General features: G+C 39.1%; 10 protein-coding genes. 1 reads left to right on the plus strand and 9 read right to left on the minus strand.

Annotation, left to right across the window (positions count from 1 at the left end):
- Positions 1-12: 12 nt before the first annotated feature.
- Positions 13-1,023, minus strand: a complete 1,011-nt coding sequence (locus tag B154_RS28430) for an N-acetylmuramoyl-L-alanine amidase family protein (protein WP_018614574.1) — start codon at positions 1,021-1,023, stop codon at positions 13-15.
- 91 nt (positions 1,024-1,114) lie between these two features.
- Here B154_RS28430 and B154_RS0112405 point away from each other — a divergent pair, with 91 nt between their 5' ends.
- The gene (locus B154_RS0112405) at positions 1,115-3,844 is read left to right on the plus strand and encodes a putative LPS assembly protein LptD (RefSeq protein WP_018614575.1); all 2,730 of its coding nucleotides are present in this window, start codon (positions 1,115-1,117) and stop codon (positions 3,842-3,844) included.
- A 123-nt stretch (positions 3,845-3,967) separates the two neighbouring features.
- On the opposite strand, the gene B154_RS0112410 is transcribed toward B154_RS0112405, so the two are convergent.
- The 8 genes from B154_RS0112410 to B154_RS0112450 form a co-directional block, all read right to left on the minus strand.
- On the minus strand, positions 3,968-4,222 hold the full coding sequence (locus tag B154_RS0112410) for an acyl carrier protein (protein ID WP_018614576.1): 255 nt from the start codon (positions 4,220-4,222) through the stop codon (positions 3,968-3,970).
- Positions 4,219-5,367 (minus strand): dihydrolipoamide acetyltransferase family protein, encoded by a 1,149-nt coding sequence (locus tag B154_RS0112415; protein ID WP_018614577.1) that lies wholly within the window; start codon positions 5,365-5,367, stop codon positions 4,219-4,221. Before B154_RS0112415 ends, B154_RS0112410 begins: the two co-directional genes overlap by 4 nt.
- The gene (locus B154_RS0112420) at positions 5,360-6,355 is read right to left on the minus strand and encodes an alpha-ketoacid dehydrogenase subunit beta (protein WP_018614578.1); all 996 of its coding nucleotides are present in this window, start codon (positions 6,353-6,355) and stop codon (positions 5,360-5,362) included. Before B154_RS0112420 ends, B154_RS0112415 begins: the two co-directional genes overlap by 8 nt.
- 76 nt (positions 6,356-6,431) lie before the next feature.
- Positions 6,432-6,908: a hemerythrin domain-containing protein gene (locus B154_RS0112425; RefSeq protein WP_018614579.1), complete on the minus strand. Its 477-nt coding sequence runs from the start codon at positions 6,906-6,908 to the stop codon at positions 6,432-6,434.
- A gap of 89 nt (positions 6,909-6,997) precedes the next feature.
- Complete coding sequence (pdhA, locus tag B154_RS0112430) at positions 6,998-8,002, minus strand: pyruvate dehydrogenase (acetyl-transferring) E1 component subunit alpha (RefSeq protein WP_018614580.1); 1,005 nt, start codon at positions 8,000-8,002, stop codon at positions 6,998-7,000.
- A 9-nt stretch (positions 8,003-8,011) separates the two neighbouring features.
- Positions 8,012-9,757, minus strand: coding sequence for an acetate--CoA ligase (gene acsA, locus B154_RS0112435; protein ID WP_211217489.1), 1,746 nt, complete (start codon positions 9,755-9,757; stop codon positions 8,012-8,014).
- A 318-nt stretch (positions 9,758-10,075) separates the two neighbouring features.
- On the minus strand, positions 10,076-10,750 hold the full coding sequence (locus B154_RS0112445; RefSeq protein ID WP_018614582.1) for a phosphoribosyltransferase: 675 nt from the start codon (positions 10,748-10,750) through the stop codon (positions 10,076-10,078).
- A gap of 42 nt (positions 10,751-10,792) precedes the next feature.
- On the minus strand, positions 10,793-11,761 hold the full coding sequence (locus B154_RS0112450; protein ID WP_018614583.1) for a CapA family protein: 969 nt from the start codon (positions 11,759-11,761) through the stop codon (positions 10,793-10,795).
- Positions 11,762-11,836: the final 75 nt, after the last annotated feature.

The raw sequence follows: 11,836 nt of genomic DNA on the forward strand, positions 1-11,836 counted from the left end.
AAACGCTTTTCTCTAATTTTTATTTTCGGTGGTATCTGCAAAATTATTTTGGGTTGAGTCTCCCGGAATTAAGTCAGAACCTGTCTCGATTAAATGTTTATATCTTAGTACAGCCCTCATTACTGCATAACTGACTTCATTCTGACCTTTTTCACTGTTAAGATAGTCTTCTTCATCAGGAGTGCATATAAAACCTGTTTCTACAAGTATGCTTGGCATATTTGTAGCTTGCAACACCCATATACCTTTGTTATTTCTTTGTTTAACACCATAGCTGTTACGTCCCTCTTTTTTAAATTCCTGTTCAACAAAATTTGCAATAGTAAGACTTTGATCAAAATATTTTTTTGTGCGCAGTGAAGCTAAAATTTTAGCATCGGGAGATTCTAAAAAATTGCTTGTAGAGTCATGCTCGCCAAACTGGTCATCATCATCTCTAGAACCTACTGACTGTTGTTTCTGGTCATATTTGTTTACTGCCCAGATATAAGTTTCTGTACCCCTTCTGTCACAGGGCAGTTTGTAGGATTTATAAATAGGCACTGACCTTGTCTTTTCTACTTTTCTTTTTTTTCTGCCTTTACCTACATGTACTGTATACGTTTCTTTTCTGTATCCTTCTATTTTTCTTTGATACCTGTCTTCGGTTGAATTTACATGAATGGCAATGAAAAGATCCCCATGGTTTTCATTTGCCATTTGTGCCCGGTAACGGTTAGCAAGATCCTTATCTGTAATACCGGCAGGAAGTTCGGGTCCTGTTCTTGTGTAAATAATGTTTGTTTCCGGTAAAAGTTTTTTTAACCGATCACCGAGATTCATGGCAATAGCAAGGGCGATATCAGATTCATTGCTGTAATTTCCGTGCGCACCCGCATCGGGCAACCCATGTCCTGCATCAATCACAATCGTTTTAAGTATGTCCCTTCTTGGGGGAGTATGGTTTGAATATGTTTTAAAAGAGAATAATGTTGAAAAAAATACAAAATGAAAAATTAATACACAAGCTCTTTTAATCATCATACTGGATCTTCTTTAGGCGTTTTACTGTTTCAATAGGTTTAATCTTCACACATCATTAATGCTTTAAAGCATTAAATTTGCCCAACTACTTATGAGCAAGCAATGTAAAGTTAGGTCAAAAAAAATTTTAGCTTTAGCGTTAATTGCTATTGTTTTCTTAATAACAATACAGGCAAGTGCAAAACATAAGTGGAGTAAACATTATTTTCAACCGACTCACACAATCGTAGATACACCTCCACCATCACGTGCTCCAAAAGAAATTGATACAAGTTTAAAAAAAAATCTTACTACTTCCAGAGACTCATCTGCTATTGATACGACCAAAAAAGATAGTCTTGTGCAGGTTATCGATACTTTTAAAGTAAAAATTTCTAAAGACACTCTTTCTGCTCCGGTTACTTATGCTGCTGAGGATAGCGGCGTTCTTATTATACCCACCAAACAATTTATTTTGTATGGAAAAGCTAATGCAAAATACACAGATGTAGAGGTAACGGCAGCTACCATTCATCTTGACCAGGATAAGCAACTGCTTTCAGCGTACGGCTCAACTGATACAACGGGTAATCCTTTAAATAAACCAAAGCTTGTGCAAGGCGATATGCAGAGCACAAGCGACTCCATTTTTTATAATACAAGGTCTCAGAAAGGGTTGACTAAAAGTACATATTTGCAACAGGGAGAAATGTATGTGTATGCTAATACCATAAAAAAAATAAACGATAATACTATTTATGCCTGGAGAGGGAGGTTTACAACCTGTAATCTTGATACACCGCATTTTGCATTCCGGACACGTAAAATGAAGATGATCAGTAATAAGATAGGTGTATCTGGTCCGGCTTTTCCCGAGTTTGAAGGTGTGCCGGTACCGATAGGCATACCTTTTGGCATTTATCCGCTAAACCGTGGCAGACATTCAGGTTTTTTGCCTCCGCAGTTTGCTTCAAACGACCAGTATGGGCTGGGGTTGGAGGGTCTGGGATTTTATAAAGTGCTTAGCGATAATTTTGATGTAACAGCAAGAGGTAACATTTATAGCTACGGAGGCTGGAATTTAAATCTTTCTTCACGCTACCTGAAAAGATACAAGTACAACGGAAGCTTGAACCTGGCTATTCAAAATACAAAAATTTTAAATAGTGGGGGGTATTCGAAAGAGGAATTTACAAAGAGCAAAACTTTCATGATAAACTGGAGTCATACAAGGGATAGCAAGGCCAGGCCGGGATCCACTTTATCTGCTAATGTAAATGCAGGAAGCACTAAGTTTAACAGGTATGTTTCTAATAACGCGATTCAGAATTTTCAAAACAGTTTAAGTTCGTCCATTGCTTACAGCAGGGACTGGAATGGCAAATACAACCTTACTATAAGTGCAAATCATAGCCAGAATAATAATTTAGGATTAATTAATCTTAATCTTCCGACGGCCAGTTTTAATGTGGTAACTATTTATCCTTTCCAGAAAAAAGAAGCAGTTGGTACACCAAAATGGTACGAGAAACTTGGCCTTGGCTATACTGGAAATTTTCAAAACCAAATCTCTTTTTATGACTCAGCCTTTAGTATTCGGCGGGTTTTAGACACTGCACAATATGGTGCAACACATGTTATTCCCATTACGTTATCATTGCCTCAAATGGGCGCTATTCAACTTGCACCAAGCGTGTCATACGAAGAGCGCTGGTACGGGCAAAAGATATTGCGTTCGTGGGATACAGGAAGAAGAAAAGTAGATACAAGCATATCGAGAGGTTTATATGCTGCAAGGCAAATGCAGTTTGGTATTTCAGCCAGTACCCGCATCTTTGGTACCTACCAGTTTGGTAAAACAAGAAAAATTCAGGCCATACGGCATGAAATACGGCCAAATATAAGTCTTAACTACCGGCCTGATATGCAGCGGAAATATTTTTATAACGTACAAACGGATACTGCAGGAACAATACGACGTTTTTCCCAGTTTGAAGGAGGTGTAATAGGAGCTTTTGGGGAAGGAAGGTTTGGCGGTATAGGGTTTGGCCTTGACAATACATTAGAGATGAAAGTACGAGACCCGAAAGACACATCTGAAGGTGGCACAAAAAAAGTACGGCTGCTTGATGGTTTTGGGTTTAATGGCTCTTACAATCTTGTTCCCGGACCCTTAGACAGTTTTCCGTTATCTAATATTAGTATGTATGTTCGAAGCACGTTATTTGAAAAAATAAACATAACAGCTAATGCTAATCTCGATCCTTACCAGACAGATGCAAGGGGAGTGCGTCATCCAAAGCTTTATATGGCTGGTGATAAATTTAGACTTGGTAGAATAACCAACGGAAGCATTGCTATTTCCACCTCTCTGCAAAGCAAAAGTAAAGATGGTAAAACGGATAAAGAACGACTTCCTCAAGATGATTATATGACCCCTGATGAGCAGCAGCGGCAATTGGAATATGTAAGAAGTAATCCCGCCGAGTATACCGATTTCAATATACCGTGGACGTTGCAATTATCCTACTCCTTAAGCTTCTCAAACCAGTTATCATATGATTATTCGAAATTGCAGACAAGGGTTTATTCAAACGTAAGTGTTAATGGTGATTTTAGTTTAACTCCCAGGTGGAAGATCGGTGGAAATTCTTACTTTGATTTTACTACCAAAAAGATACAAACACTGACCATGTTTATAACGCGTGAAATGCATTGTTGGCAGATGGCCATAAACATAACACCAGTAGGATTGTATCGGTCTTTCAATATTACTATCAATCCAAAGTCAGGAATCTTACGTGACTTGAAAATCAACAGGTCAAGGTTTTTTTACCAATAATTTTTTACCAGCTAATAATGCGGGTATTCCTTATACTTACTTAAATCACATCAAGAGGTCGTCAGATAGACCGCATGAAAGCTAGCGTTATTCATACTTTGACGATCCAGGTCGAAATAATATTTACACCTTTTTTGTTTTTTTTGAAATAATGTAATTTGTCATGTTTTTGACTGTATCAATTTTTCCATAGTCTTCTTCCGGTATATCCAGTTCCAGTTGTTCATCAATCGCTACTATAAATTGCAGGTAATCAAAAGAATCTATCTCCAAAGTGTGCCGTATGTCATCATCTGGCTGTAACTTTTCAGGCTCTGTATCTGGAGCAATTTTTTTTAAAAGCTGAAAAATAAGTTGCCTGATTTCTTGCTCTGTCATATTGCTTCCGGGTTTTGAAGAATGTTATTCAATTCTGTAAGGAAACGACTTCCTATATGTCCATCTGTAGCCCGGTGATCGGCCGCCAGTGTTACAGAAAGTACGGGTCGCACATCCAGCATACCATTTTCTGCCCATGGTTGCTCTGAAATATTTCCAAATCCTACAATTGCAACCTGGGGTGGGTAAATGACTCCAAAAACAGTTTCTACACTGCCTTCTCCGAGGTTGGTAACAGTAATGGTAGAATCGCTTAGTTCTGAACTGCGTAATTTCATAACCCTTGCTCTTGGAATAATATCAGACAAAGTCGCCATGATTTCATCCACGCTTTTTTTGGCACCATCATGTATTGCCGGTATCATCAAACCTCCTCCACGTAAAGAGATCACAAAACCAATATTAATATCTGCTTTTCGCTGCAAACCATTTTCCCAATATGCATTCAAATCAGGCACAATGGTAAGTGCCTTGGCAGTAGCTTTTAACAGAAGTGCAACTGGAAGTAAACGATTTTTTAAAGAACGTTGCTTATTAGCTTCAGAAAGCCAGTTAAGTGAATTTCGCATATCGATCTTAGTCTGAAGATAGTAATGAGGAATTTCTTTATTCGATTTGCTCATGGCTGCAGCTATCGCCATACGAATAGTTTCAGAAGATGCAGCGCGTTTTACTTCCTGTGGTTTTTCCTTTGCTGCGATTGCTTTTTCTACATCTTCTTTTGTAATAACGCCTTCCTCCCCCGTTCCTTTAATGTTGGTTAAATCAATACCCTGATCACTTGCTATCTTTTTTGCTAAAGGAGAAGCTTTTATTCTTGCAGGAGGAACAACTGCCACTTTTTCTGTCGCTTTGGCCTCAATTATCGGACTAATTTCAGGCTTCTCTTCTTTTACATTTCCTTGTTCTTTATCAGATAAAATAAGCGCCAGCACTGAGCCTACGGGTACTTTTTCACCTTCTTTGGTTACCAGTTTCTGTATAACGCCTTCATCAAAAACTTCAATATCAATCAAACCTTTTTGAGTGTCTACCACAGCAATTATATCACCTCTTTTTACTTTATCACCTGCCTTAACCAGCCATTCAGAAAGCGTTCCAGCCTCCATATCAGCGCCAAGGCTAGGCATAGTAAATTCAATCATGGTGCAACATTTTTATAACCTTCTTTACAATATCTTCTTTTTGCGGAACACATGCATCTTCCAAATGTTTTGGATAAGGAATTGGAACTTCTACACCTCCTAAGCGTTGCACAGGCGAATCCAATTCGTAAAAAGATTTTTCCATAATAAGAGCTGATATCTCAGAAGAAATACTAATTGAACGCCACGCGTCTTCTACTAATAAAGCATGATGAGTTTTAGAAACGGAAGTGAAAATGGTTGTTTCATCCAATGGACGTAACATACGAATATCAACCACTTCGGCATCAATACCTTTCGCTGCTAAATCTAAGGCTGCCTCCAATGATTTATATACAGCAGCTCCGTAGGTAATGATAGAAATATCTTTTCCTTCCTTTCTTATTTTGGCATGTACAAGATCTACCGTTTCAGGGTTTGTTGAAATTTCCGATTCGAGGTTGAGCATGGAAGTGTATTCAAAAATGATAACAGGATCAGACTCTTCAAGTGCAGCAAGCAATACTTGCCGGGCGTCTTCGTGTGTACCAACTGATACTATTTTTAATCCTGGAATATGTGCAAACAGAGGTTCCCAACTGTGAGAATGTTGAGCCGCCAACTGACGACCTATCCCTGAACTCATTCTAAGCACTAACGGAACATTTACCTGCCCGCCTGACATGTGATATAATGTTGCTGCATTATTTACGATCTGGTCCATAGCAAGCAGACCAAAGTTTACGGTCATTACTTCTACAACAGGCCGCATCCCTGCAATGGCTGCGCCAATGCCTGCACCCACAAAACCCGATTCCGATAAAGGCGTATCCATAATGCGTTCCGGTCCAAACTCTTGTAATAATCCCTTGCTCACTGCAAAAGCACCTCCATACCGGCCAACATCTTCACCCATTAGAAAAACCCGTTCATCTTTTTGCAACGCCTGCCGTATGGATTGTTTGAGCGCTTCCCTGTAGGTAAGCTGTATCGTATTGTTGTTATTCATTAAATTTTTATGCTTATGGATTTAACGCCGACAGAAGTATAGAAAATAACTCAATTTTTTGCTTTCCATTTTTCAATTAAGGATAATACTCTTCTTCATTTACTTCTTCCTGCAGCTTTAGCTTTAGATATTCTCCTATTAAAATAGATGTTGGATAAAAGACTTCTTCTTCGGTTTTCGCATGTTGTTGCAGTCTTTCTGCAAAGTCAATTACTTCGGGGTATAACTCTTCCGTGGCGGCTTTTATTAATTCTTCCAAAGCAGCAATTATTTGCTTGTGTTCTGCGAGCATTTTCGGCAGTTCCTGCTTTAACTTATTCGATTCGTCAATAACACCCCTCATTTCACTGGAAATATTTCCTTCGGACAACGGTAGCAACAACGCAAGCGGAGGTAGTGCATATTGTTCTTCTTTCACAAAATGAGGATGCAGTAAACGAGCAACTTTTTTTGCCGCCTCACCTGTTTTGCCGGGTAGATGTGTGGCTGCTTCAAGTGTCTTGTGCAGTTCGTTGTGTTCTTCTTTTATAGAATCTGGGATATTAAGTTTCATGTGATAAAATGGATTTGATTATAATTCATACTGTATATATTAATAACATTTTTTAATCAATAATTCAGATTGTGAATATTCATGAATGACTATTTTGTTTTCAGTTCGCTATAAACAAATTTTGTCAATTGATCAACCGGTTCCCACGTTCCCTCTTCTGCAAAGTCAACGGATTGCTGCACCAATTCTTCTACTTTGTTTTCTATTTGTGAAACGTCATCCCCGGAAATTAGTCCCTCGCTTAGTAATAGCTGTTGAAGTCTTGGGATTGGGTCTTCCCTTTTCCATTGTTCTACTTCTGATTTATCACGATACAATTCTGCATCGAACATAGAATGGGCACGAAAACGGTAAGTATTGCATACGAGGAAAAATGGCTTTCCGGTAGTTCGTACTTTTTCTACAGCTTTATGTGCTGCCTGTTCCACGGCCAGAACGTCCATCCCATTTACAGCGGCAGATTCAACACCGTAAGCTGATCCTTTCCTTTCCAACTCCTGCATAGAATGTGTAAACCGTATAGCCGTCCCCATTGCATATAAGTTATTCTCGCAAACTAACAGCAATGGCACTTGCCATAATGCAGCCAAATTCATAACCTCATGAAATTCGCCTTCTGCAGCTGCCCCTTCGCCAAAAAAACAACAGGTTATATTACCCTTTTTCTGCTTCTTCGAGGCCAGAGCCATGCCTAACGAAAGAGGTAAATGGCCTGCAACGATAGCATTGCCACCAAAAAAGTTAGCAGTTACATCGAACAAATGCATAGAACCACCACGGCCACGACTGCATCCTTCCTGTTTGCCATACATTTCAGCCATAATTTTTTTCGGGTCAATTCCCCTAGCAATCGCATGCCCATGTTCACGATAAGTGGATAAAACATACTCTTCTCTCGTTAGTGCTTGCATTACACCTACTGCAACCGCCTCTTCGCCTACATATAAATGCAGGAAACCACGAATCTTTCCTTTTGAATAAGCCTCTGCAGACTTTTCTTCAAATCGCCTTATGAGAAGCATTTGCTGCAAAAGATAAAGACCGTGTGTTCGGTCAACTGTTGCGTGGGTCTCTTGCGGAAGTACTGTTTCCATAATTCGTTTCTATGGTTGTTCGAGTGTTGAAAGATCTCCTTCAGGCAGTCCAAGTTCCCTTGCCTTTAATAACCGTCTCAGGATTTTACCGCTTCTTGTTTTTGGTAGTTCATTTACAAATGCAAGCTCTTTTGGCGCTACGGCGGGGCCTAATTTCTTACGTGCAAAACCGATAATGTCCATTTGTAAATTTTCGTCGGAAGTAATGCCCGGCTTTAGTACGATGAACGCTTTAACTAACTCACCTATAATAGGATCAGGCTTTCCTATTACTGCAGCTTCAGCCACCGACACATGATCCATTAATATACTTTCCACTTCAAAGGGACCAACCATGTGACCTGAAGTTTTAATAATATCATCGGCTCTGCCAACAAACCAGAAATATCCATCTGAATCTTTTTTGGCCAAATCTCCGGTGATGTACCATTCGCCCCGGAAACATTTCTTATAACGCTCTTCATCATGCAGGTACGTTCTGAACATAGAAGGCCACCCTTTTTTTAAAACCAGGTTACCCTGCTTTCCAGGTTCTTGAATGATACGAAAATCTTTATCCGTTACATCTGCTATTGCAGCTTCAACGCCTGGCAAAGGTTTGCCCATCGAGCCTGGTTTTACATCCATGGAAGGAAAATTTGCGATCATGATTCCTCCCGTTTCCGTTTGCCACCAGTTGTCGAGAATCGGCTTACCAAACATTTTTTCACCCCATAACACTGCTTCTGCATGTAATGGTTCTCCTACGCTAAGGATCACACGAAGATGCTCCAGATTATATTTTTCCATTGGATAAATATCCATACGCATTAGCCGTCGAATAGCAGTGGGTGCTGTGTACCAGATATTCACTTTCTGATCTTCAAGGATAGAATACCAACGAACAGCATCAAAATCTTCTTCATCTATAATACTGGTAACTCCATTTACCAGGGGAGCAATAATGCCATAGGAAGTGCCCGTCACCCACCCGGGATCTGCTGTGCACCAGAAAATATCGCCAAAATGAAAATCAAGTACATATTTGCCGGTTACATAATGAGTAAGAACAGCTTTATGCACATGCAACGCGCCTTTAGGCATTCCGGTTGTTCCGCTGGTAAAATGAAGAAGAGCAGGGTCTTCAGGGTTGGTATCTGGAATTATAAAATGTTCTGAGGCCGGTTCCATTAATCGTGGCAGTGATAAAACCTGCTCATTTATATGCTGGCTTGCATCTGTAAGCAACACATATTTCAATGAAGGCAGACGGTCAAGTATCAATTTCACTTTTTTTTCAAAAAATGAGGTAGTGGTAACCAATACTTTTGCCTCGCCTCGTGAAAGACGCTGAAAGATTGGCTCGGGACCAAATACAGAAAACAACGGGCAGAACACCGCTACTTTTTTCAAAGCGCCAAGTGCAACTATATATAATTCTGGTATACGACCTGCAAGAGTAAATACAGCTTCGCCTTTTGAAATATTAAGCGTGTTTAAAACGTTGGCAAAGCGGGAAGTTAACTTTTGCAGATTGCCATAAGTAATGTTCTTTATTGTTCTGTCTTTACTTATAAAGCGTAAAGCAACTGTGTCTGTCAGTGGACTTTGGGCATGCCTTTCAACTGCTTCATATGCGATATTTACACCCCCTTGTAATAGCCCGTCCAGGTTTTCCCTTTCTCTTTCCCAACTGAAAGATGTGTATAATGATTGGTAATCTGTTAAGTTGGGAGGCAAAGAGAACTGCATATTGTACTGCTTCAATTCCATCATTTATAGAATTAACTTAAAGTTACCTATGACGCTGGCTATAAATTATGACAGTAATCACAGCTTATCCTGATCATAATCAAGGCTTATTTTTAGATGTAGGAGGAGCAGTCAAAAAAGTATTTTGAAAGTGATGAGGAAAATATTTAGGAAAGCAATGTTGTAAAAGTGATTGTAACCTTTCACTAACGCGCTACTAAGCAGTATTGGTTAGAGATGAGGTAGCCTATATATTTAGATTAGAAGCTGTGTTCAGTTCCCAAACGATCGAGTAAAATTATAATCGTATTGATGGATGCAGGTAGCAAATAATTAAATTAACTATTTGGTGTTATAGTCAGGATGTATTTCCTTTTGGCCGTTATGCCTTTCTTTTTTCCATTTTTCCATGAATTCGAGTGCTTGTGCATCAGTTAGGTTATAAAAAGTATTATATGCCTGTGATACGGCATGATAAAAAGAAGGAGTCTCTAAAATAACAACTTCATCCACTTCTTTAAGCAATTCTTTTTTCTTTTCTATTCCTGCAACGGGTGCAGCTACTACAATCTTTCCTGCCTCTTGTTTCTTACACATATGAATGGCCGCATATAAAGTAGCGCCTGTAGCTATTCCGTCATCAACCAGAATTACGGTTTTATCTTTTAGCACAGGAAGAGGTTCTCCTTTTCTTAAAATTTCAATTCTTCTTTCAATTTCCTTTTTTTGTTGCTCTGCCAGTTCATTAATAGTATCCTGTGATAATTCCAGTTTAGCATATTTATTTAAATAAACTGTTCCATCTTCAGCAACAGCTCCAATAGCATATTCCGGGTTGGCGGGATGTCCGAGTTTTCGGGAAACTAAAAGAGAGAAATCTGCATTTAAATGCATAGCAACATAAAAAGCAGTTTCGGCTCCACCTCGTGGTATTCCTAATACAATAGCATCTGTGTTTCTATATTTTTCCAATGCTTTGGCTAGTTGCAGCGCTGCATCTTTTCTGTCTTTAAACATAACTTTTGGTTTTGAGTTAAAACATAATTTTCATAGTGTTTTTCACGTAAGCCTTATTTCTCCCTCATCGCTTACGATAGTTGAAAACTTTGCTGATAGCTGTTGAATGTGTTTTATGCTCCATGTATAATCTTTATTTATTGCTTTGTTTACCTGGTAATTGCTAATAGTTACCGGAATAAGTTTCAGACTAATTATTTTACTCTTATTTAGTTCAACCAAAAAAAAGAATGAAAGGTCATTTCGCAAGAGGGGATTCAACGCATAATCATCCACAAAATCACCTGTGTCATATAAAATCAATTTGTTCCGGTAAACTTCAATGGCTTGAAAAATGTGGGCACTATGGCCATGAATGATATCGGCTCCTTCCTCTACCAGTTGATGAGCAAAATCAACAAACGGAGCAGAAGGCTCTTCCCGCATATTCGGCCCCCAATGCAGACTTACAACTAACACGTCCACGTCTTTTCGTAACTGCTTTACCGAACTCAGCGCACGCCTTTTATCGTTTGAATTAGAAATATCAATATAGTTAATACCACTGTAGTTCGGTCTCGCCGCCCAGCTGCGCTCATTATCTGTGAAGCTTAATAAGCCGAGGCGAAAGTTGTTTTTAACAATAATTGCCGGTTGTGCAGCTTCTTCTTCGTTTAACCCCGCACCTGCATATTTAATTCCCGCTGCCTGTAATGTATGCATTGTTTCCACCATCCCTTTTTCTGAAAAGTCAAGAATGTGATTGTTGGCAAGACTAACAGCTGTAATTCTGGCTTCTGCAAGGGTTTTTACTTTATCCGGACTAGCTTTAAAATTAAAAACTTTGGGAACTTCCTGGTTACTATTAGTCAGTGCTGTTTCCAGGTTGACAATGTTGATGTCTGTCCTCCTAAGTATTTCCAGTACATTTCCCAAGGGATATAGATACCCTTTGCGAGAAATAACTTCGTTGACTCCTCTGCCAATCATTACATCTCCGGCAAGACCCAAATAAATATTTTTGTTACTCATTACTGTCAGTTTCCTTCTGTAAAAGCTTTTTCTTATTTCTTCTATTAATTTAAAAAACAAGATTAATAATGATTA

This window comes from Segetibacter koreensis DSM 18137 (assembly GCF_000374045.1).
GTDB lineage: Bacteria > Bacteroidota > Bacteroidia > Chitinophagales > Chitinophagaceae > Segetibacter > Segetibacter koreensis.

Bases quoted from the DNA above. Each gene is read 5' to 3' on its own strand.
- B154_RS0112415 (WP_018614577.1), bottom strand. From the start codon at position 5,367: ATGATTGAATTTACTATGCCTAGCCTTGGCGCTGATATGGAGGCTGGA.
- B154_RS0112450 (WP_018614583.1), bottom strand. From the start codon at position 11,761: ATGAGTAACAAAAATATTTATTTGGGTCTTGCCGGAGATGTAATGATT.
- B154_RS0112445 (WP_018614582.1), bottom strand. From the start codon at position 10,750: ATGTTTAAAGACAGAAAAGATGCAGCGCTGCAACTAGCCAAAGCATTG.
- B154_RS0112410 (WP_018614576.1), bottom strand. From the start codon at position 4,222: ATGACAGAGCAAGAAATCAGGCAACTTATTTTTCAGCTTTTAAAAAAA.
- B154_RS28430 (WP_018614574.1), bottom strand. From the start codon at position 1,023: ATGATGATTAAAAGAGCTTGTGTATTAATTTTTCATTTTGTATTTTTT.
- B154_RS0112405 (WP_018614575.1), top strand. From the start codon at position 1,115: ATGAGCAAGCAATGTAAAGTTAGGTCAAAAAAAATTTTAGCTTTAGCG.
- B154_RS0112425 (WP_018614579.1), bottom strand. From the start codon at position 6,908: ATGAAACTTAATATCCCAGATTCTATAAAAGAAGAACACAACGAACTG.
- acsA (WP_211217489.1), bottom strand. From the start codon at position 9,757: ATGATGGAATTGAAGCAGTACAATATGCAGTTCTCTTTGCCTCCCAAC.
- B154_RS0112420 (WP_018614578.1), bottom strand. From the start codon at position 6,355: ATGAATAACAACAATACGATACAGCTTACCTACAGGGAAGCGCTCAAA.
- pdhA (WP_018614580.1), bottom strand. From the start codon at position 8,002: ATGGAAACAGTACTTCCGCAAGAGACCCACGCAACAGTTGACCGAACA.